The sequence below is a fragment of the Pelagicoccus albus genome, assembly GCF_014230145.1.
GTDB classification, from domain to species: Bacteria; Verrucomicrobiota; Verrucomicrobiia; order Opitutales; family Opitutaceae; genus Pelagicoccus; species Pelagicoccus albus.
Window position 1 is genome coordinate 915,722 of sequence record NZ_JACHVC010000012.1, and the last position, 23,003, is coordinate 938,724.

Annotated in this window: 16 protein-coding genes; 10 read left to right on the forward strand and 6 right to left on the reverse strand. The window is 53.4% G+C overall.

Annotated elements, in window-relative coordinates; translation table 11 throughout:
• The first annotated feature begins 162 nt into the window (after positions 1 to 162).
• Complete coding sequence (locus H5P27_RS13580) at positions 163 to 1,362, forward strand: multidrug effflux MFS transporter (RefSeq protein ID WP_185660942.1); 1,200 nt, start codon at positions 163 to 165, stop codon at positions 1,360 to 1,362.
• Positions 1,363 to 1,431: 69 nt separating this feature from the next.
• Entirely contained in the window at positions 1,432 to 2,250 is an 819-nt protein-coding gene (locus H5P27_RS13585) for an alpha/beta hydrolase (protein ID WP_185660943.1), read from the forward strand.
• An 18-nt stretch (positions 2,251 to 2,268) separates the two neighbouring features.
• On the opposite strand, the gene H5P27_RS13590 is transcribed toward H5P27_RS13585, so the two are convergent.
• The 3 genes from H5P27_RS13590 to H5P27_RS13600 form a co-directional block, all read right to left on the reverse strand.
• Positions 2,269 to 3,924 carry a glycoside hydrolase family 30 protein gene (locus tag H5P27_RS13590; protein WP_185660944.1) on the reverse strand — a complete coding sequence of 552 codons (1,656 nt, stop codon included), beginning with the start codon at positions 3,922 to 3,924 and terminating at the stop codon, positions 2,269 to 2,271.
• A gap of 65 nt (positions 3,925 to 3,989) precedes the next feature.
• Positions 3,990 to 6,929, reverse strand: a complete 2,940-nt coding sequence (locus tag H5P27_RS13595) for a TonB-dependent siderophore receptor (RefSeq protein ID WP_185660945.1) — start codon at positions 6,927 to 6,929, stop codon at positions 3,990 to 3,992.
• A gap of 264 nt (positions 6,930 to 7,193) precedes the next feature.
• The gene (locus H5P27_RS13600; RefSeq protein WP_185660946.1) at positions 7,194 to 8,645 is read right to left on the reverse strand and encodes a glycoside hydrolase family 30 protein; all 1,452 of its coding nucleotides are present in this window, start codon (positions 8,643 to 8,645) and stop codon (positions 7,194 to 7,196) included.
• A gap of 173 nt (positions 8,646 to 8,818) precedes the next feature.
• On the opposite strand from H5P27_RS13600, the gene H5P27_RS20105 reads away from it, so the two are divergent.
• Both H5P27_RS20105 and H5P27_RS13610 read left to right on the forward strand, forming a co-directional pair.
• The gene (locus H5P27_RS20105) at positions 8,819 to 11,029 is read left to right on the forward strand and encodes a histidine kinase (protein ID WP_185660947.1); all 2,211 of its coding nucleotides are present in this window, start codon (positions 8,819 to 8,821) and stop codon (positions 11,027 to 11,029) included.
• Positions 11,030 to 11,037: 8 nt separating this feature from the next.
• Positions 11,038 to 11,667, forward strand: a complete 630-nt coding sequence (locus H5P27_RS13610) for a response regulator (RefSeq protein ID WP_185660948.1) — start codon at positions 11,038 to 11,040, stop codon at positions 11,665 to 11,667.
• An 85-nt stretch (positions 11,668 to 11,752) separates the two neighbouring features.
• Here H5P27_RS13610 and H5P27_RS13615 read toward each other — a convergent pair whose 3' ends face one another.
• The 3 genes from H5P27_RS13615 to H5P27_RS13625 form a co-directional block, all read right to left on the reverse strand.
• Complete coding sequence (locus H5P27_RS13615; RefSeq protein WP_185660949.1) at positions 11,753 to 12,028, reverse strand: hypothetical protein; 276 nt, start codon at positions 12,026 to 12,028, stop codon at positions 11,753 to 11,755.
• Positions 12,029 to 12,159: 131 nt separating this feature from the next.
• Positions 12,160 to 13,980, reverse strand: a complete 1,821-nt coding sequence (locus H5P27_RS13620; protein ID WP_185660950.1) for an alpha-amylase family glycosyl hydrolase — start codon at positions 13,978 to 13,980, stop codon at positions 12,160 to 12,162.
• 389 nt (positions 13,981 to 14,369) lie between these two features.
• The gene (locus H5P27_RS13625; protein ID WP_185660951.1) at positions 14,370 to 14,705 is read right to left on the reverse strand and encodes a hypothetical protein; all 336 of its coding nucleotides are present in this window, start codon (positions 14,703 to 14,705) and stop codon (positions 14,370 to 14,372) included.
• Between the two features lie 118 nt (positions 14,706 to 14,823).
• On the opposite strand from H5P27_RS13625, the gene H5P27_RS13630 reads away from it, so the two are divergent.
• The 6 genes from H5P27_RS13630 (at position 14,824) to H5P27_RS13655 (ending at position 22,926) form a co-directional block, all read left to right on the forward strand.
• Entirely contained in the window at positions 14,824 to 15,630 is an 807-nt protein-coding gene (locus H5P27_RS13630; protein ID WP_185660952.1) for a transporter substrate-binding domain-containing protein, read from the forward strand.
• 118 nt (positions 15,631 to 15,748) lie between these two features.
• Positions 15,749 to 16,315, forward strand: coding sequence for a nicotinamide riboside transporter PnuC (gene pnuC / locus H5P27_RS13635; protein WP_185660953.1), 567 nt, complete (start codon positions 15,749 to 15,751; stop codon positions 16,313 to 16,315).
• A 20-nt stretch (positions 16,316 to 16,335) separates the two neighbouring features.
• Positions 16,336 to 17,313 (forward strand): AAA family ATPase, encoded by a 978-nt coding sequence (locus H5P27_RS13640; protein WP_185660954.1) that lies wholly within the window; start codon positions 16,336 to 16,338, stop codon positions 17,311 to 17,313.
• A gap of 79 nt (positions 17,314 to 17,392) precedes the next feature.
• Positions 17,393 to 19,372 carry a fructose-bisphosphatase class III gene (locus H5P27_RS13645; RefSeq protein WP_185660955.1) on the forward strand — a complete coding sequence of 660 codons (1,980 nt, stop codon included), beginning with the start codon at positions 17,393 to 17,395 and terminating at the stop codon, positions 19,370 to 19,372.
• Between the two features lie 158 nt (positions 19,373 to 19,530).
• On the forward strand, positions 19,531 to 21,936 hold the full coding sequence (locus H5P27_RS13650; RefSeq protein WP_185660956.1) for a glycoside hydrolase family 88 protein: 2,406 nt from the start codon (positions 19,531 to 19,533) through the stop codon (positions 21,934 to 21,936).
• 123 nt (positions 21,937 to 22,059) lie between these two features.
• Positions 22,060 to 22,926 (forward strand): HDOD domain-containing protein, encoded by an 867-nt coding sequence (locus H5P27_RS13655; RefSeq protein ID WP_185660957.1) that lies wholly within the window; start codon positions 22,060 to 22,062, stop codon positions 22,924 to 22,926.
• Positions 22,927 to 23,003 lie beyond the last annotated feature (77 nt).

Consider the following 23,003-nt stretch of genomic DNA (forward strand, 5'->3'; position numbering starts at 1 on the left):
GCTCACGGCATTTTCGCGATTGGACATATCTGCATCATCGTATGCTCCTCGCCCTGACTGAGGCCTGATTCATTCTACTGATAGCCAAGGACTCGTACAGTCATTCGCAGTAGCACTTCGTAGAAGGAGTCAGCCTCACTAGGCTGATTTCACGCAAACGAGATGACTACACGTTCCATTCCTTTTTCTCTCACCATCGCGATGGCAGTCACCATGATGCTCGCGCCCTTTTCGATGGACACCTATTTGCCGGCCTTTCCGAGCATCGCGGCCTCCCTGGACGTCAGCTTGGCGGAAGTCTCTCGCAGCGTCTCGATCTACATTTTCGCCTTGGCCCTCAGTCAACTGATAGGCGGAGCCCTTTCCGACCAAATTGGTCGCCGCCAGGTCCTCATCGCCGGGCTAGTCATGTACGCAATCGCCAGCCTGGGAATCGCTTTTGCCCCATCTATGTTTACGCTCTTGGTGGGTAGAGCTTGCCAAGCGTTTGGCGCGGGTTGGGTCGTGGTTTCCGTCCCGGCTCTCGTTCGCGATCGCATAAGCGGACAGGAAGCGGCAAAGCTCTTCTCGATCATGGGCTTCATCGTCGTACTCGCTCCGGGCATAGCACCGAGCATTGGCAGCGCTATACTCGCTCTCGGAAATTGGCACTACATATTCGGAGCATTATCTATTTACGCGGTCTTACTCATCCCGCTTTCCACACAAGTCATTCTCAAAGACGTCCCGAGAAGAGGACCCGTTACCCAGAAAAAATCGCTGCTCACCCGCTACCGCGAAGTCCTCGCGGTCCGCCCGGCTCGACTCTTCCTCATCTGGCAAGCGAGCTGTTTCTCGATCATGATGATCTTCATCACCTTCGCGTCGTTCATCTACCAGGAACATTTCGGACTCAGCGAATCGCAATTCTCACTCTTTTTTGCAGCCAATATCGCAACCATGCTCACTTTCAATACGGCAAATCGGTGGCTCCTATCGCGCTGGGCATCCATCAAGATCCTCCGCATCGCAACGCTCTGCCAAATAGCAGGAGCCGCCTTGCTGGTAGGCATCACGTTGGCGGATCTAAACGTCTACTTCTTCTTGCCCGCAATGATGCTGACCATCGGGGCGATGGGAGCCATGACCTCCAACCTTCAAGCCTGCTTTCTGGAATTCTTCCCACACAACGGGGGAGCCGCGGCAGCCTTGTTCGGTGCGACCTACACGGGCGTAGCCGGCCTATTGAGCGCCTTGACCACCCTGCTCCCGCAAAACCTGCTATCTATCATTCTCGCCATGGCGGCCTGCGCCGCGGTCAGTTTCATAGTACTACTGCGATCCATGTCTCCCAGCGAATCAAAAGTGGCGGTAGCGACCTGAGCAGCAAAGTTGACACCCTTCGGTATCGAAGGTGAAATTGGGACCGAATCGTTTACCCCCACCGAGTTTATGAAACGACCCCTTGCCCTAATTCCCATTTTGCTAGCCTCTCTGTTAATACAGATCGCTTCAGCTCAAAGCGCCGCTTACCGGGACGTCTTAGACGTACCCTATTTCTCGGAATCAAACCCAGATCCCTACACTCAGGAAAAAGCCCTATTGGACATTCATTATCCGGAAGCCAACGAGCTCGCGCCAGTGATAATCTGGTTTCACGGCGGCGGCCTCACAGGCGGGCAACGGGAGATCCCAGCTGCCTTGCGCGAAAAGGGCTTTGTGATCGTTGCCCCAAGCTATCGGCTATCGCCTAAAGTGAAAGCAGCGGACTGTATCGTCGACGCAACGACGGCAGTCGCCTGGACCATCAAAAACATCGAACGCTACCATGGCGATCCCTCTAAGGTTTTCGTATCCGGCCATTCCGCGGGAGGATATCTTGCCATGATGAGCGTCATCGACAAAAACCGTCTCGGAGATCACGGTATAGACGCTAATTCGATCGCCGGACTGATCCCTTTCAGTGGACACACCATCACGCACTTCACCGTTCGTGCCGAGCGAGGCATTTCCGGCAAACAGCCGATCATCGATGAGTTCGCTCCACTCTACTACGTGCGACCAGACGCTCCTCCCACACTACTAATCACCGGAGATCGCGAATTGGAGATGCTGGGGCGCTACGAGGAGAATGCTTACTTCTATCGCATGATGAAGGTTGCTGGGCACGAAGATATCAACCTGTACGAAATGGACGGATACGGACATGGCATGACCGAACCTGCATTCCCCCTTTTATTGAAATTCGTATCCGAAAAAGCTGACGGGTAGAGAACTGTAAGTGGTGTCCTAACGCCAGCGGTTCACCCTGAAGAAAGCCTGAGAGACACCGTCCTCACTCTCTGCTATCCACTTTTGGATCGTGCCAAGTTCTTCGATTTTTTCCACCGAACTTCTCGACCACCCAGACAAGCCAAAATCGAACGATTGCTCGACGTCAAACATCGGACCTGCCTTAGAAGTGTCGATTTCGATTTCGCACAAAAAGCCTGAAGACTCTCCCCTATTTCGCGTTACTTCCAGCCGTGTATACCAGTCAGGGCCTGTTTCATTCCACCGGAAGGTCATCATACTTCGAGCAGGCAGGGCATAGCCAAAGCTCTCGCCCATCCATTCCACGCGAATACTCCGATCCGTGTAGCTACGATTGGCTGCTACAAGGACCTTTGATCCATCCAGATTTCGAAATGCCACCGTTTCCACGTCTCCTATCCAACTCGGGCTCGCGATGCGAACAGCCCCCGGTCGCACAAATTTACTAAGGTGGCCCAAGAGGTAATACTGGGCGTGATACGTCACTTGATTCATCTGGTCCGAGCGTATCATCAGCATCCCTTCATTCGGGTTGTCATCTCCGATGACGGACGGGCCACTATTCTCATCTAAGGCCGCATTCCAAAGCACAATCGCCTTGGCCCAATTTCTTGGAATTTCTATCATCTCATGAGCCATATTGTCAAAATGATCATTCCACTCACCAAACCCTCCTTCCGTAAACCAGATTCCTTTTTCAGGATACTCACTTTGCAGCTCACTCATCGCCTGGATAGGTCCACCGTAATGATGAAACCCAGAACCCGCTACGTATTCACCAGCCGATGACGCTAAAATAGACCTAGGAATATCGACGCCATCGTAGTTGTGATCGTGGCAAATTATTTTCACCCTACCTAATCCGGAGGCTTCTAAAGTGGGCCCCAGATTTTCCCCGATAAATCGGATCTGTTGCGTCTTGGTCAGTATCATGCCCGGATAATGGGCTGGCGAATATCCAGGTTCGTTTTGTGGCGTAACCGCATAAATTGGTATCCCCTCCGCCTCGTAGGCCTGTATAAATCTCACGAAATAGTCAGCATTGGACTGATAATGTTCGTTGCTCAAAGTTCCACCTATCATATTTCCGGAGGTCTTCATCCAGCCCGGAGGACTCCAAGGAGAAGCCATCACCTTTACTTGCGGGTTAATCGCCAACGCTTCCTTCAATCTTGGCAAAATGTATTCACGATCCGGATCTATCGAGAACCTATCTAGATCGGGATCCGCTTCTCCATCGCTGTAACTGTAGATTTCTCGATTAAAGTCCGAGGCCCCCATCGTCTGCCGTAGCATCGTCAAGCCAATCCCCTCGGGGCCGAACAGATTCTCCATCACTTCCTCACGCTTTTCCTGGCTCAGTTGCTCCGTCAGCAACCATGAAGAAGCACCGGTCAGCGAAACTCCCCAGCCATCGATTTCTTGATATACTTGGCTCTCATCTACACTGACAACGAGCGACGCGTCTTCCTCCGACGCATTGAAAGAGACATCCTCGAGCCGATCCAATCTTCTCTCGAGATCCTCATCGGTTACCCAAACCTCGACCGAGGTTTCCGCTGATAGACTTGAAATCAGCGCAGAGAAAAACGCTCCAACTCTCAAAAACTTAAAACAATGCACCGTATTCATCTTTTGTATAAAAACAAATAGGGAGCCCTATTGAGGGGCTCCCTATTCACCCAATTTACGATCGATCAGAAATCATAATCAAAAGAAACCCTCCAAGATCTTGGAGCCTGATAGACATGGCCAAACAGCTTCTGGGTGTCTTCCACATTGTTCACATTCAACTGGACGGAAGCGACGTTTTCACCGATGAGAAATCGGTACTTTAGCATCGCATCCAGTTGGAAGCGGGAATCTGTGTAGAGGGTAAGCGGATCACCATCCTCGTCAGGAATAATCGCTCCCCCTCCATGAGTGATTCCAGAGAAATACTGGCGAGGGCCCTCGTAGGAAGCGCCGATGGCAAAACTGAATCCGTCCAAACGAGAACCTTCACTAAACGAGTAGTTTGCCCAAAGGCTCCCCTGGTCCTCCGGAGTATCATCGAGAGCCAAGCCTGTGCCCGCGCTTATTCGAGTAGAAGTATCGGTCCAGTCGGTGTAGACCTCATCGATAGGAAGCCCCCCAAGACCAGCCCAAGTGTGCGGCGAATACCAAACCGCCCAACGGTCTTCAGGATATGGATACTCTATCCATCCACCCGCATTTATAACCTTCTTTTCGGTGTGAGCCCAGCTCACGACAATCTGCAGTTCTTCGGTCGGGGAATAAACAAATTGCGTATCCCAACCAGTCGATGCGTCCGAGCCCAGAGCCACCGCTGTGTTTCCTATCGGGCCTGGAGGGCTGCCTCCATTGTAGTCGAGCGTAGCATTGTTCGTCAGACTATCTTGATCATAGATCCACCCATGCCACCCCAACTCTCCAGTAGTGTAGGTTGCCGCCGTGTAGGCATCCATAAACGCTGCCCCCTCCGCGCTAGACGCGTTCACGTACCAATTGGTCGAACCGGCTGAATTTGTAGCCTGGTAGATCGATCCTGCTGCCACTGCATCGTACCACTGATCCTGAGCCGCCAACGCCGACTGGAAGGCGCCTCCATTTTCTGGATTCCATTGGCTTATGTTGTATACGATGGGGCTATTCGGATCGAAACGATTCGCATCGGTAAGTACGGGTGCATACCAGACGCTACTTGGATTGCCTACCGGCGAACGTTTCCGAGTAATATCGAATTTGCTGAAGGTACCAGAGAGCTTACCATCGAACAGCTCAAACTTTAGCCCGAACTCTTCGTTCTTCGCCAGTGCTGCGGTGATGGGCACACCCCTGAAATCGACATAGCCCGCGAAGTTAGGCTGAACCCCTTCTGAACTCATGGCGTAAAGCGAGATTGCTTTGTTGATCCTGAAGCTCACTCCGCTCTGGTAAGTCGTCTCAGACGTCTCCTCCGAGGCAGTAAGTACTGTATCCAAACTTCCCCCGACTGAACCATCCACTCGATACTGCGGGTTCTGAATCTCGGTCAGATTCGATGTCCAATCTCGGCGGGCCCCTGCGATAAGCATTAAGCGCTCGTCAAGAAAACGCCCCTGAAAGACACCATAAAACGCGTCGTTGCTGGTCTCAAATCGTTCATTGCGCTGCTCACGCATTACGACGTCAGTCGTCACGCCGTCGCCTTGGATTCCAAATCGGAAATAGCTCGGATCCGTAGGGTTGTGGAAATTCGCTCCATCTCCAGGCGTGCCAAAAGTGTGAAATTCCCTTTCTTCAGTGGTGTCAGTGTATCCAAAAAGCAAATCTCCCTGAAACCCGAACAGCTCGCTTTTTTCTTCGAACAAGCTAAAGCTGTAGTTTAATTCCGCTCGAATCTGGTCCGTCGTATTGTACTCCTTCTTATCTTCCCACTGGTAAGCGATAACCGCCGGCTGAACTCCTGTCGTGATTCCAACCGCCTCGGGGCTGATGGCCTCGAAGTTCACATCGCCAATCGCCCAGTCGGGAGCTTGCGAACGATTGCTAGCCAACTCGAGCGAAGCCAAATTGTCACGCTGTTCGTAGTCGAATGATGAACTGTTGGCCCCCACGAGAAAATACATGTTCTCCATGAGCTTCTGCGTTAGCTTGAGCTCCAAGTTGGAGGACTCGTTGTGGTTATAGGTATCGGGACCGCTCCAACGAAAGGTCTTGGGATCACGGCCATCGACCTCAAGAAAGCCCCCTGCCTCGCCACCATCCCAATTGATGAAGTTGCTCGCCACCGATCGCAGACTCTTCCAGCCTATCCCGTCTCGCTCTTGCTTTCCGAACTCTCCGTCTACCAGAATTTCTGTACCCTCCCATGGGCGATAGCTAAGAATCGGAGCAATAAACCAGTGCTCTTCCGTATCGAAATCCGTGAATGATCCAACATCCTGATACGCTCCACTCACCCTGAATGCGAGTGTGCCCTTCTCGTTCAGACCATCGGTGTAGTCAAAGGTCGTACGCTTCAGGTCATCCGAACCCATGGTTACGGAAACAGAGCCTTCGCGCTCCGCCGATGGTTGCTTGACCAGATAGTTTATCACACCTCCAAAATTCCCCACTCCATAGAGGAGAGAGGCAGGCCCCCGGACAACTTCGACTCTCTGAATGTTTACCGAATCCGTCGAATGACGCCGCCTAAATCCGTCTCTAAGGACCGAGTCAGTCTGAAAACCGCGAATCTTAAAGCTTGTCCTATATGCAGTTCCAGAGAGTCCCGAGGGGTTGTTTACCTTGCCCGGCGTCTGCGAGGCTTCCCCTCCGGGCGAGCTAAAGTCATTTTGACTCTCAAGCAAAATCCCGGAGCTGTAACGAAGCGATTCCCGCAAGTCGCTCGAACCTGTGTCGCGAAGGAACTCTTCGGTCACCACTTCGATCGGCATAGGAATATCCTTGATCGCCGAATTCAGTCGAGTTCCCGAAATCGTGTTGGTAGCGCGGTAACCTTGGTCATCGCTCGCATCCACGGTGAAAGGTGAGAGTTCATGGATTTCTTCTTCAGGATCCTCACTCTCTTGAGCATAGCTCAAACTGAAGCCGACTGAAGCGACGAGGGGCATCACACGCAGCAATCGACGAATATTAGTGCAGTTAGACATGTGTTTTTGGGGTTCGCCCTAGCCAGACGCAGCTTCTCATCGCTAGACAAAGCAAGCCGTGACCGGGGCAGTTCACGTATAATTTGGGGTTGAGAAAAATAATAGAGAATTGGGATATTTACCGCATCCCCCTTTGGAGGGGTATGGGTTCCCGTGTTTTAGAACACCTTAAGTGAAGTAGAACATCATAGTGCGTAAATGCAGTCCGTATCCTATTATTGATTACAATGGGCTTAATCAACAGTGCACAAAACAGGCACTAATCTACCGCAAGATATAGGTGCTGATGGAGCGTGGCAGACTCGTAGTTTTCGCCGCGTTTCCATCTATCAAAATCCTGAACTCAAGTGGCTCCTCGGTTTCGTTGAGAACGACCAGAGCTAAGCTTCCATCAGGATTCAAAAACGCGACTTCTCGAATTTGGTCGCGGGACGACGAGCTAGCTATGCGCTTAGCCCCGGGCTTTATGAATTTGGAAAAGTGGCCAATGTAATAATATGAGTTAGTAAATATCAGCTCCCCCTCATTTGTGTTAGCGTGGACCGGAGCGAAACAGTAGTTGCCGACATGGTTAGGCCCTCCCCTTTCGTTGAGTAGAATATTCCAGTCCGTCCAGGCTACGGTACCTGCCTTGAAGTCGCTCACCATCGAATGCCCGTAACGCTCACCCAGCTCCCAAGCATCCCAGCGAGTCGCATCGAAGCTCTCAGCACAACCCTCGGTAAAAACGAGCTTAAAATCTGGATACGATTCTGCGACCTGCTGAAGATTGTAGAATTGCATATCTCCACCTGTCCACGGCTCATACCAGTGGAAGCCTACTCCCCAAACGTATTTGGCGGCTTCTGCATCATTCAAGATCGTGCTCGCCCTCTGGTAGATCAAATCTCGGTTATGATCCCAAACGATAAGCTTTTTGTCGCTCATTCCTGCAGACTCCAAGGCAGGCCCAAGATGATCGCGTACAAAGTCTCGCTCTTCTTCGGCCGTGAATACGCATGATTCCCAAGTCTGCACGGCCATGGGTTCATTTTGAACAGTTAGCCCCCACATTGGCATACCACGGGATTCGTACTCCTCGATAAACTTAACGAAGTGCCGGGCCCAAGCATCCCTAAACTCGGGCAACAACTTCCCGCCCCTCAATCGGTTTCCGCTATCTTTCATCCATGCGGGGGGGGACCAAGGGCTAGCGTAGAGCTTGAGATCGTCTCCAGCCACCTCCATGGCTCGCTTAATCATCGGTATCCGGTAGCGCTCGTCCAGGCTTACATCAAAACTGTCCAAAGACGCATCGCCCTCATCGACATAATCGTACATCGAACTAGAGAAATCGCAGCTTGCGATGTGCGTGCGTGCCAGGGTGTATCCTATCCCCTCCGCCGGATCAAAGTAGGCACTTAAAAGCGCTTCCTGCTTGTCAGCTGGCAATTTCGCAAAAGTCTCCGCTGCCGCATCGGTGATGGCAGCCCCCACTCCAACAAAACTTTGGAATGTGTGGGTCGTATCTAGCCAGATCATGGCTTCCGTTTCGAGCGGTTGGCCAAACGGCTCGAAACTCAAGGCCTTTTGCTCCGTCAGTCGAAGATCGGTATCCTTAGCCGTGGCATAAGGAATGACCTCGGTCCAAGTCGATTTCTTCGGTTCTTTTGCGTTCACGTTCATAGAACAGGCCGCTAAGGCTATCGCCAGAGCGCTAATAATCGGGGTTTTCATATCGGTCTTTGGGTTCTACACCGTTTGTCCACCACCTGGGGTCGGGTGCAGGCAGGGATTGATCGATGGGGTTAATCTTGTTTAACTTCTAACAATATTTCCCGACCGCCGCATCCCTCTTAATAGGGATGCCCCATCTTTGGAATGCGCTAGGATCACGAAACCCCTTCAAAGTGATAAACTTCCTCAAACCCCTTTGCTTAGCTGCCTTAGTCATAGGAAGCACAATCTCCCCTGCCCAAAAAGAACCGTCGCCAGAACAACCGCTTCGGACCATCGCAGAGATCTCGGCCCTATCTGATAACGTGGCAGGAAGGCAGCTCCAAATCAGCGTGACCGGCGTTGTGACAGCTGCTGAGCCTAGCTGGGAAGGACAATTTTTTATCCAAGACGATACAGGCGGAGTCTGGGTAGAATATTACGGAGACCAAACGCCCCCGGTGAGCTCGCTCATCCAAATCACGGGCGAGAGCCACCCGGGAGCATTCGCGCCCATTATCGCAAAACCTAGGTGGAAAGTCCTTGGTACCGCTCCGCTACCTGCTGCCTTGCCCGTCGCGATAGAAGATCTGGTCTTGGGCGTATTCGATGGAAAGAGGGTCGAAGTACGAGGGATCGTGCGAGCAGTTGAAATCAATACCGATCACGCTTCCCTCACTCTAGCCATCGGAGGGCATCGGCTCGAAGTATGGACCCCTATCGAAGCGATCCCCGACCCAGACTCCCTGATCGCTTCCAAGGTCCTTGCTCGTGGAGCCACTGCGACTCACTATATTCAAGACCTCCGGCACCTTACAGGCGTAGGAGTCTACGTCTCCCGTCCAGAGGATTTCGAAGTGATCTCGCACGAAGAGCACAATCCTTTTGCTAGCGACCCTATCCCTATAAACCGAGTCGCTCAACACAGACCAGGCATGGGATCGGATAACCGTATTCGCATTTTAGGCACAGTTACCCACAAAAGCATGGGATCACGCGTTTTCATCCAGGACGACACAGCAGCCCTCCGCATTACGAGTTCCCACACAGAAGGGGTTGAAGTAGGCGACACGGTGGAAGTCGTAGGATTTCTCGAGATAGAGCAACACCTTCCCGTTTTAAACGATGCAGAGTTTCGTCCAGTGAACGTACCACCACCTGATTTTTCTGCCGTCCCTGTCACCTTTGAAGAGCTAAAACGCGGGCTTCACCATGGGGAGCGGATTACGCTTGAAGGCAAGGTCCTCGACCGGACCACGCGCCAAATCCTGGATGCCAACGGGAACCGTATCGGGAATGCCACCACATGGTTAATTCAAGGAAAGGACCTGACCTTCAATGTGGAATACGAGAACTCTTCGGTAGACCCGATTGAAACAATTGCCCCCATCGGGAGCGTCATCAAAGCAGAGGGCGTTTGCTTCTCCGTCATTGAGGAACCTATCGAATTAAAATCCGTTCAACTCCTCCTCTCCGACTTGCAAGATATAGTCGTGCTCGCCCACCCCAGCTGGATCACACCCAAGAAGCTGCTGGCAGGCTTAGCAGTACTCGCAGTCTTGCTTCTCATTGCCACCACTTGGTCGCTCACCGTTTCGAAGAAAAATGCGACCCTCAAAATACTCGTCAGAGAAAAGCAAGAAGCGCAGGACCAACTTCGAGAAGCTAACGAAAACCTAGAACAAAAGGTCGTCGACCGGTCAAACCAGCTACAGACTGAGATGACTGCACGCAAAGCTTCACAACTGGAGTTCAAAGCGACCATCGCCGAACGCACCCGCTTAGCGAGAGATCTCCACGACACTCTAGAACAAGCCCTCACCGGTATAAGCCTCCAACTTGATACAGCCACGAAACTATTCACCGAACCGAATAAAGCGGAACACCATGTTCGCCTCGCCCGCCGCTGGCTCCAGCAAAGCCAGCTCGAACTCCGACAGTCGATCTGGGACTTGAGATCTAGAGAGCTCGAGCAATTCGACCTACCGCAAGCCCTACGCCAAAACATGGAAAGATTGGCGGAAAGCATACAGTTAAAAAGCCATTTTGAGATCACCGGGCTGCGGCAACGCTTGCCTGAAACCCTCGAAGAAAACATATTAAGAATCGGCCACGAGGCGATGACCAACATCGCTAAGCATGCAAACGCATCCAATGTTTGGGTACAGCTTTCATTTGAGCCAAACCAGCTTTCCCTAATCGTTAAGGACGACGGCCAAGGCTTCGACGTCAATGCAAACATAGAGTCGGCCGAGCATCACTACGGTTTACTAGGCATGAGAGAGAGGGCTCAACGTATCCATGGATCTCTCACTATCGAATCCAGGCCTCGCCATGGCACCCAAATTCAGGTAACGATTCCCTTCACCCCACGTAAATCCCAAGAGGCATCGCCCCAAAATTAAGATCCCAAATGCACGCTGACGAAAAAATACGAATCCTCGTCGCCGATGACCACTACATCGTCCGTACAGGCTTGGTCTCGCTGATAGGTACAGCGGGAGATATGCTCGTTGTCTGCCAAGCCAACTCAGGTAAGTCCGCGATCGAGCAATCCCGAGCCCACCAGCCCGATATCGCCCTATTGGATCTGCGAATGCCAGAGGGCGGAGGAGCGCCCACGATTAAGGCAATTAAAAGCGAGTTCCCTGACTGCGGGATCATCGTATTTTCCGCTTTCAACGGGGACGAGGATATCTTCAGAGCCTTTGATGCGGGAGCAAATGGATACATCCTCAAGAGTTCGATAGGGGACGATTTACTCGACGCAATCCGCGAAGTCTACGCGGGTCGAAAATGGATACCTCGAGACGTGTCCAGTCGTCTTGCCATCCGCAAAACCCATGAAACCCTTACACCTCGCGAAATCGAAGTCCTCTCTGAAATAGCCCACGGCAAATCGAATAAAGAAATAGCCAGCCAGCTGCAAATTTCAGACTACACGGTGAAAGACCATATCAAAAACATTCTCGGCAAGATGCAGGTTGCAGCTCGAACCGAAGCCGTCACTGTCGCAATCCAAAGGGGAATAATCGAGATCTAGTCCCGGACCAAAACTTTTTCATAATTTTCGCGGTGCCTCACCGTTGCTCACATACTAATGCTAGGGCACCAAACCCTAAAGCAGACTACTCCAACGGAGTTTCTTCAAACAACAAGTTATCTTTCCCCGCTCGCTCTGCCTCCTCCTTAACCTGCTTTTCCAAGGCAGTATCAGCCCGCAAATCTTCTGCCGGCTCGCGATCGTTGGATTTCCGCTTCTGGACTTTCGGCGAAACTGGTGAAGAGGCTTGCGAAACAAAGGGTCCGGCATTCTCGAGACGCACCCGATGGATCGGCTCCGGCAAATCCATTCCTGCCTCTTCCAAAGCGAGCTTAACGCAACGGATGGCTTGGCCTTTCACTTTAGCGAAATTGAACTGCTCTTGATTAACCCAGGCGTATAATTTTATGGATACACTTGAGTCGCCAAGCTCCGTAATTGCAGCCCATGGTGCTGGCTCCTCTAGGATCCCCTATTTTTGACCTGACGAAATTAGTCAGCCGCAACATCACGAATCTTGGCTAGGCTGAAAACGAGAAAAGAATACGGAGCTAGGTTAATGGAAGCGCTCGCATCGGCAGAGTCATAGGCTTCCAGCTTGGCTCGTTTGTCCCCCTCTTCAGAAATGCTCTCCGGTCGGTGATATTCGTCGGAGGCTGAGTTTACCAGACAGTTCCAGAGACCCGGGGCTGGAAAACCGAGCTTGTATTTCACATGCTCTTGGTTGCCTAGATTGATGAAAACCATCACATCGTCACCCTCCCCGTGATCCCGCCAGCGGTGAAAAGAGAGAATATTGTCCGCCTCGTTACAATGTAGGATCTCAATTCCCTGCCCCGTCAATCCAGCGGAGTTGCCACTCTTGTTCAACCGAGCTTCGATCAAGTCCCCGAACAACCGGACCATACCTTTGACCTCGTCTCGACGAGACCAGTCAACCGGCTTGTCATCTGAAAACCAATCCCCCTCCAAGAACTCTTGTCCTTGGAATAACATCGGCACTCCGGGAGCGGTCAAGGCGAGGCAAGCTCCTATTCCCACCCGAGCGCTTGCATGAAAGCCGGTCTCGTTTTCCGCATCGATTTCGTGAGCGACTCGAGCTTGGCCGTTCGCAACTTCGTCATGAGATTCTGTATACACGACTCGTTGAAAGGCATCTCCATTGTAGCGGAAAGTCAGCGCATCGCAAATCTTCTGCATCGATCTGCTGGAGTCCTCTGGTTGTATCAAAACATCACGTACCGGATGAACGAAGGCAGCATCCCACTGGGCGTGAAATCCAGCCCCGCCGTGTTCCAGAGCATCTGTCAACTGCGGCTCGTTCTGCAAGTCTTCCGCGATCAGGATCTTTCCCTCTGGTAGCTCGCGAGCGTCCTTGTTGATCCAACGGATGAGTTCGAGACCGTCGGGCAAATGATCCGCTCCGTCGGCTCGCACACTGCGGATGTAGAGTGTCATGTCATAGCGGAGTCCATCCACGCGAAACTCCTGCAGCCACATCATGGCGTTGTCATGGATGTACTGGCACACCTCTCCACGACCGTAATCCGGTCGAGTTTGCCCCCAGGGCGTCTCTGCCTTCCAGTCATTATAAAAGTATATTCCTCCCAGCCCATTCTCGTCCCAGCCGTCGAACTGCCAGATATCGAGGTCGCTCGGCCCGAAGTGGTTGTAAACCACATCAAGAATCACACCGATACCTCGCCGGTGGGCTTCCTTGACGAGGCGCTTAAGAGCATCTGGGCCACCATAGCTGCTTTCTACCGCATAAATGTGCGATGGGTTGTAGCCCCAGGAAATATCGCCGGCGAACTCCGCCACCGGCATGATTTCCAGGGCGTTGATCCCGAGGCCTTGCAGGTAGTCCAACTTCTCACAGACAAGGTCGAGAACAGGCTTGTCGCGATTTCCCTCCTTTTCGAGCTCTGCGAAAGTGCGGGCGTGAACTTCGTAAACGACCAGTTCGTTATGAGGCGGGAGTTCGAAGTCATCGTCTTCCCAGTCGAAATCATCCGCATAAACGATTCCGTTACCGACGGAGTTGGTCACTTCGCGAGCTCGCGGATCGATCCGCTCCATCCGCTTGTCACCATTTTTCACTACAAACTTGTAATGCGATCCGGGTTTCGCCCCGGCACAGATGCCCGACCAGTTACCTCCTTCATCCCGGGTTAACTCATCCGCTTCCTCATCCCAATCGTTCCAGTCTCCCACTACCGAAACGGCATCCGCGTTTGGCGCCCAAACCTTAAAGCCTACTCCCTCATCCAAGACGCCAGCGCCCAGCGGTAAATCTAAGATTATCTCGTTCATAACAATAGTCTCCAAAATCGTGCCCGTTCATCGGACGAAGCAGGCAATCGCCTCTTTCGCGCCAAAGGATAAAGTTGGCCGGTCGAATTCTCGGATTTTGTATTTCCGATACGACTACACAGCCGAACAGGACCCTAAGAAATAACGCCTTAGAAGCCCGTTTCCCTAGGAAGACGGGCGATTATGTATGGGCTAGCTCACCGCAACGATCGAAAGAAGGAAAATCTTCACCGTCCCAACGACGAGTCAGACAAATGCCGACAAACAAATGCAAACTGCCAGATTCGATTGCAGTTTGCCTCGTTTTGCGACTCACCAAACTAGGAAATATGCACGATCCAATCCGATCGCTGTCCCTCAAATATCTGGCTCGGGTATCCTAAACCCGGCTAATCGAAAGATCCGTGCGAATTGGTATCAACCTCGTGCTGAAGTTCGCGATCTAGGGCTTGCAGCTTGGACATCGTTTCAGACTCCATCGGACTCGGACCGATCGCCCAACAAGCGAGGGACAGGGTCAAAAGCTGGGACGAAAGACGCTGGCGCCAACGGCGTCCCTTTCCACGGGCCACCATTGCCATACTTGGCAATTCCATGGCCAACATTCCTCTCAGACTGAAAGGCAGCCAATTTTCGCGAATTAGGGATCGTTCGATCTGATAAATCTGATCTGCGAGGCCATCGCCTTCACTATCACTTCCGTCACCGGTATCGCTGGAATGCATAAGGGACTTTGACCGCAAGCACTGCCTCCGGATCCGAAATTCTAGAGATTTCTGGCCACTATTTTACGCAAAATCGCTTTCGGCGCCTCAGGCACGCAACCTGCAGGCGAGCCTGCCCATGACCTCTCGTATACTCCTATCTATCTTCCTTGGCCTCGCCACATTGCTAGCGCCGGTATCCGCCGATAAAGAGACCTCTCGCTTGGATCTCATTCTTGAACGCGGATACCTCACCGTTGGGACGACCGGCGACTTTAAACCCTTCACCTACCTCAACCCCAAAACCGAAGAGTACGAAGGCATCGATATCGATGCAGCCAAAGACATCGCCGCCAAACTCGGCGTAGAGCTGCATATCGAGGGAACGACCTGGCCGACCCTAGTTGAGGGAATCCTTGAAGATCGTTACGATCTCGCGGTCGGCGGCATCACTCGAACCCTAAGCCGCCAGACACAGGTCTACATCACCGAACCCTACTTTCAAACGGGAAAATGTCCCCTCGTTCGGGAAGCCGATGTATCCAAACTGTCGACGATCGCGGACCTCAACCAGCCTTCCGTCAGAGTCGGCGTCAATCCGGGTGGGACCAACGAACGCTTCGTCCGCCAAATGCTGCCACAAGCCAATGTAACAGTCGTCGAAGACAACCTGTCGATCCCCGGAAAAGTCCTGGCAGGCGAGTTCGACGTCATGATCACCGACAACGTGGAGGCCATGATCTTTGAAAAGAAACTGCCCGGGCTCGCCGCCTCCCATCCGTCCGAGCCTTTCACGGTAGAGGACTTTGGATACCTCCTTCCGCGAGGAGACGAAGCCTGGCTAAATTGGCTAAACCTCTACGTTCACCAAGCGAACCAGAAGGGCTACTACCGCGATTGGGAAGAGAAATGGCTAGAGCTCCACTCGAAGCCAGCCGAAGAGTGAGGCGGTATTCCGGACGGTGGTTTTCAATGCTAGACGTTTAACGGGAATTCGCTAATCACCTGAAGGTAAGCTCTTTTCGCGAAACTATGGACCCACAACCACGCACTAGACTAGCCCTATGACACTCATCGAAGCGATCGCGGTCGTGTTCGGCCTGGCATGTGTTTGGCTCGTGGTGAAAGAGAGTATCTGGTGCTGGCCGGCCGGGCTGGTTCAGGTCTCCCTCTACGTCTACATATTCTATCAGGCCAAGCTCTACTCCGACTTTGGTCTGCACATTTTCTACGTGGGGATGCAATTCTATGGCTGGTACCACTGGATGTATGGAGGCAAAGATCGGGACAAAGCTCCCATCGAAGAATTGAGCCGAAATAGCATCTTGATCTGGTCAGCTGTCTGTTTACTGGGCTCCGTCGCTTGGGGTTGGCTTATGCATCGCTTCACCGACGCGGTTGTCCCTTATCCGGATGCCTTCACCACCGTGACCAGCCTCGTCGCTCAATGGCTGATGGCTAAAAAGAAGCTGCAAAACTGGCATTTCTGGATCGCGGTCGATATCGTCGCGGTGGCGGTCTACGCCTACAAGGAGCTCTATCTCACCTCCGGACTCTACGCCGTCTTCCTCGTTTTGTGCGTGATGGGCGTCCGCGAATGGCGAGCGAAATTATCCGCTCAAGCTGCCTGACCTTTTCTTACCTTCCTTTCATGAAAATCGGCCTCACCCTCGGAAAATACGCCCCGCTCCACAAAGGGCACGAACATGTCATCGAAACCGCCCTTGCCGAAATGGATTTGGTCATCGTCATGATCTACCATTGTCCGGAGACCACTTCTATTCCTCTCTCCACCCGAGCCCAGTGGATACGCGACCTATTCCCGAACGTGGAAGTCATCGAAGCTCCCGACGGGCCAACCGAAACGGGCGACTCGGAACGCATCAAAAAACTCAACGAGGACTACATCCTCAAACGGGTCGGAGATCGCGGCATCACCCACTTCTACTCCAGCGAATTTTATGGCGAGCACGTGAGCCAAACCCTTGGAGCGGAGAACCGCGTCGTCGACCCCGAACGCTCCATCGTCCCCGTATCAGGCACTGCCATACGGGAAAACGCATTCGAACACCGGCGATTCATTAGCGACCGAGTCTACAAGGACCTGATACAAAAAGTCGTCTTCCTCGGGGGCCCTTCCACCGGGAAGACCACCCTTTGCACCGCCCTGTCGGAACAATTTTCTACCCCATGGATGCCGGAGTACGGACGGGAGTATTGGGAAAAGTTTCATGATGATCGGCGGCTTAGCCCCGAGCAATTGCTGGAGATCGCCGAAGTCCATATCGAACGGGAGGAAGCGTTGCTCCCCAGCTGCAACAAATACCTCTTCGTGGATACAAACGCGCTCACCACCTACCTCTTCGCCCTCTACTACCATCAGTCCGCTCATCCGGAACTCAAGCGGCTAGCCGAAGAGAGCAAGCGCCGCTATCAAGTCACCTTCGTTTGCAACGACGATATCCCCTACGACGACACCTGGTGCAGGTCTGGTGAGGTCAACCGACGAGAATTCCAAGAAGGTACAATCCGCGAACTCGTTGAACGCAAAATCCCCTACCAAACCTTGCCTCCTTCCCTCGAAGATCGGGTGGCGGCCGTCAAAAGGCGACTGCTGCAAGAGCCATGATACCGCAGAATCTGACGTAAATCCGAGACCAAGCTTCCGCCAAAAGTGCCGCTGTTACACGATCTAGGCACCTAATTCTATGCCAAACAGTACACTTTCCTTCAAACGGGCCGAACCGGACCTGTCCTCGCTCGAACTCCTTGCCCGCGACTACGCAAATGTGGACGCCGCGGTGGCCGAGATCGCACGCCTCTCCGCTGTACAAACCCTGCCTCAAGGAGCCATCCACATCATCAGCGACATCCATGGCGAGGACAAGAAACTGCAACACGTCATCAACAACGCTTCCGGTAGCCTACGCCCGCTGGTGGAGGAAATGTTTGGTGATCAGATGAGCCCGGAGGAGCTGAAGGAATTTCTAAAACTTACCTTCTACCCGGCGGAAGTGACCAAACACCTTGAGGATACCCTCCAAGATCCTGAAAAGATCAAAGCCTATGCCCGCGAAACCCTTGCACCTCAACTCGAGCTCCTGAGGCACCTGCTATCCAATTATAGCCTCCGCCTTGCCTCTGAAGTATTCCCTCCTGAATACAGCGAGCTACTGCTCGAAATCCTATACGCTCCCTCCACCACTCGCGGTCAGGACTTCACGCAAGCCATCATCGACGAGCTGCAAAAAAAGGGGAAACTGCTCCACTTGATCCACCTAATTGGACGCTTGATCCGTAACCTCGCCGTAGATGAGTTGATCATTGGCGGTGACTGCTGGGACCGCGGACCGCGAGGCGACCGTGTGGTCGACTACCTGCGTCTTCAGCCAAACGTATCCTTTATTTGGGGAAACCACGACGCGCTTTGGCTTGGAGCAGCCCTCGGAAACGAAGCCTGCATCTGCACCGTACTGCGCGTTTCCCTGCGCTACCGTCGTATCCGCCAATTGGATGAAGGCTACAGCGTTCCGCTAACCCCGTTGGAGCACTTGGCCCGCAACGTATACGGGGACGATCCGGCAGATTGCTTCATGCCCAAAGGCAAGGGCATGCGCCCCACGGAATTGGTAGCCCGTATGCAGAAGGCGATCGCTGTCATGCAATTCAAGGTCGAGGGAAAACTGATTGAGCGAAATCCTCACTGGGACCTCAACCACCGCCGTCTGCTGCACCGAATCGACTTCGAAAAAGGGACCATCACTATCGATGGAGAAACCTACGAACTGAAAGATACGGCGTTTCCGACCATCGACCCGGCCAACCCATACGAGCTGAGCGAGGAGGAGAAGACCTGCCTAGGCCACCTAAAATACTCTTTCCTCAATAGTCAAAAGCTCCGCGAGCAGATGCGGTACATGGTCAACTACGGCTCGATGTACCTCAAGCGAGAGGAATGCCTCATCTTTCACGGCTGCGTAACCGTCGATGAAAACGGGGAGTTCCTGCCCATGATCGTCGACGGAAAGTCACTGGCAGGAAAAGAGCTGTTTGAGGAAATCGAGAAACTGGTACGCCGGGCTTTGGTGGATCAAGCCGAACCAGATTTGGACCTGCTTTGGTACCTGTGGAGCGGCCCGCGTTCCCCCCTTTTCGGCAAGGACAGAATCGCCACCTTGGAGCGCGACCTGATCGCGGACAAGAAGCCGCACCGGGAAACGAAGAACCCCTATTTCGCCCTCATCCACAAAGCCAAGTTCTGCGAGCGAATCTTGGAGGAGTTTGGTGTGCCCCCCGAAACAGGTCTAATCGTAAACGGCCACGTTCCAGTTAAGGTGGAGAAAGGAGAGTCCCCTCTCAAACGAAGCGGCAAGGCGATCACCATCGATGGAGCCTTCTCGGAAGCGTACGGAGATCACGGATACACCTTACTGCTCGAGCCAAAAAGGATCGTTTTGGCAGAGCACCATCATTTCGAATCTGTAGCGGCCGCTATAAACGAAGGGGTCGACATCGTGCCCAGCACTACCGACATCCGCGTATTCGAAAAACCACGCCGCACCGCTGACACGGAGCGAGGTCAACGTATTCGCTTCCGCATCGAGGAGTTGGAAAGACTCGTGGAGGCCTATCGCACCAACCGCCTGCACGAGAGCCCTAGCAGCCCCGCTACCCATAGTTACTTCTGATCAGTCAGCTTTGAACTTGTAGCCCCCGACTCCTCGCCTCTTCCAAAAGAAGCGGACTGGAAACGCTTGCCCAAAACTCGCTTTGGAAATGAAGTAGTCTCCGCTACTCGAGAGCTTCCCTCGCTTCCCCCCATAAAAACTTCCTCCCTAAAACGGAAATGAATACCAAAACCCGCCCCTGGCTCCTTTCATTCATCGCAATTGGTTTTGCTACGCTCACAACCGCCGAACCTATCAACACCGCCCAGCAAGTCCTAACTCACCCGGAGTCGGTAAAAGAGATCATGCTTCGCGTTGCCGACTTTCAGGAACGCGACTTCGGCGGGGAAATCCGCACCGATTGGAAAGCGGGTACCTACTACTCCGGCCTCTACGCCGCCTATCAGGCCACGGGCGACGAAAATTTCCGTGAACAAGCCATCACCTGGTGCGAGACGGCAGAATGGACCTTGTCCGAAAACCATTTCTTCGCGGACGACATCTGCGCCGCCCAAACTTTCCTCGACGTCTATCTCGACGAGAAGGATCCCAAAATGATCGAGGATACCGTCGCCGCTTTAGAACCCTACTTCACCTCAGACTACATACGAAGAGAACAGCTCAGCCACGTGATCTGGAAGGATGAAAAACGTGATTTCACTGGTCGCAACCTCTGGTGGTGGTGCGACTCCCTATACATGGCGCCACCCGTTTTGACCCGCTTGTATTCGGCCACCGGAGACGAACGCTACCTCGAGCTGATGCACAGGCTCTATTGGGATACGGTTGATTTTCTCTTCATGGAAGAGGACGGACTCTTCGCTCGCGACGAATCCTACTTCGACAAAAAAACACCTGGCGGCAAATCCGTCTACTGGTCGCGTGGCAACGGCTGGGTCTACGCAGGGCTCATCCGCACGCTCGACCACCTACCCAAGGACGACCCCTACTACGAAAAATACGTCGATCTTTTCCGCAAAATGACCCGCACCCTCGTCGATCTCCAACAGGAGGACGGCATGTGGCGTCCAAGCGTCAACGAACCGAGCTGGAAGCCGATGAAGGAAAGTAGCGGCACTTCATTCTTCGCCTACGGCCTCCTGGGTGGGATCAACCGTGGGATCCTCGACAAGGAGTCTTACTTGCCTGTCGCCCTCAAAGCTTGGGAAGGCTTGGTGGGTTGCGTGAATACGGATGGACGCCTCGGCTACGCCCAACTGGTGGGTGGCGCGCCAGAGCACGTTCGTCCGAGCGATTCCATCGACTACACCCACGGCGCTTTTCTTCTCGCTGCCAGCGAGCTCTACAAGATGGACCTGAGCAACGAGGACTTCGCCGCCCTCGAGCCTCCCTTCGAGATCAAGCTTCTAGCCCGCGACGGGGCATGGACTTGGTTCAACGACGAACGAGCCATCTACGACGGAGCCGGCCTCTACATCGGCTCCAATGACTCGAATGGAACCAGCCGAGTCGACTACTACAGCCTCATCCGCGTACAAAGCCCCTTCGCCTACCGCCAGTACCCGCTGAGCAGTTGGCAGAGCAAGGACGACCATAACAACCCAGCGATCCTCCAACTCGATTCAGGCGACTTTTTGGCCGCCTACTCCAAGCACCATCTCGAGCCGGTATGGTACACTCGATACGGGAAAAGAATCGGTCCAGACACCTGGCGGACAGTAGAATGGTCGGAGGAAAAGGCCATCGAAGCCCCCGCCAAAACGACCTACAACAACCTCATCCAACTCTCCGCAGAAAAGGGCCGCATCTACAACTTCATGCGTTGCGTGGGCTGGAACCCGACCTTGCTGATCTCAGACAACGAAGCCAAGTCCTGGAGCAAGCCGATCGAGCTGATCCGCTCGGGCAACGATCGCACCCGCCCTTACGCCAAGTACGTGGACAACGGCGAGGACCGCATCGACATCATCTTCACCGACGCCCACCCACGCCAAGCGGCTATCAACAACGTCTACCACGTCTATTACCAGAACGGCTATTTCCACAAAAGCGACGGCACCCAGATCCGCTCTTTGAAGGAAATTAAAAAGCAGCCGCTCCTCCCTTCCGAAGCCACCGTAATCTACTCGGGCGAGGAAGCGGGTCGCGCTTGGGTATGGGATATCGAATACGACGCCGATGGCCTGCCCGTCGTCGCCTTTATCAATTCCGTAGACCACGAGATTGGCAACGACCTGCGTTACCGCCTAGCGAGTTGGGATCCTGATTCCAAAGCCTGGAGCCAAAGCCAAATCGCCTTTGCCGGCACTCATATCTACGACAACGAACAGCACTACGCCGGCGGCATCGCGATCGACCCTCAGGACACGGGAAAAATTTACCTTTCGACCGACGTCGATCCAAGCACGGGCGAGCCCAACGAAACGGGCCGCTACCAGATCTTCCAAGGCACATTTAAGGACGGAGCATGGTCCTTCCTGCAGCTCACCCATGACGCTCAGGTCGACAACATCCGCCCCATCGTCCCACGCGGACACGACTCCGACAACATAGCCCTCTGGGTCCAAGGCCGCTACACAACCTACGAAGACTACGATACAAGCATCGTCGGCATCATAGAGTAAACGCGATCCACTTCAGCAACACGCTGCCCATTAGGGACCTGCGCGGGGAGAGGAATTTACTCGCCCCGTGGGAGGGGGGCGTCTTTGATTCCGGATGACCTACCAAGTCACGACGTTTCGTAGATGCCAAATATTCCCACAGAGAAGATAAACCTAACGGTTCTGCTCGAGTACACCAGCAGCCTTCCCACCTCTCCGCGCATTTTTACCCGCCTCGACCAACTGGTTAACAACGAAGACACCTCGCTCGACTACATCTCAGCCTTGGTAAAAGTAGACCCCGGGCTAGCCGCCCAGATCATACGAGTGACCAATAGCGCCGCTTACGTGGGTACCATGAAAGTCACCGAAATCGGTACCGCGATTAGCCGAATCGGTTTCAACGAACTTCGATCCATCCTCAAAAAAGTCGTCGAAAACGACGCCTTCTACCAAGCGGTTCCCGCCTACGGCATCACCGCTACCGAATTTTCCGACCACGCCCTCGAAGTCGCGGTAGCATCGGAGACTATCGCCAAGCGCTTTGGCTTCGATCCCAGCACTCCCTACCTGACCGGTCTACTCCATGAAGTGGGCAAGCTCGCCATCGATTTCTACCTCGAAAGGCTGGATAAGGTCTTCGACATTGAGGAACAAGCCGGCGACGTGCCCCTGCTCGAGTTCGAAGTGGGGCGTCTCGGCATGAGTCACTTTCGAGTGGGCTCCGAGCTCCTCAACCATTGGCAATTCGAGCCAGCCGTCTGGCAAACCATCAAAAACCAAAACAGCCCCCAGCACGCAAATACCCAGCTCCGGGGAACCGCCATCCTTTCTCTCGCCATCTGGACAACCGAACAGATGCGTGGATTCGACGCCGACGCGCCTAAGCCCGATCATATTAAGCGCGCCCTCAAAGAACTCGGTATCGATCCGCTCGATGTAGCCTCGCTCATCGACGACGTACGATTTGAGATAAATGATCGGAAAAACCAACTCGCGATGCTCCTCTAGCGAACCTCGCCCTTCCAAACCCTGTTACCCTAGTTCCCCTCCTCTTTCTTCCCCAAATCCCTACCTCCGATTTCTAG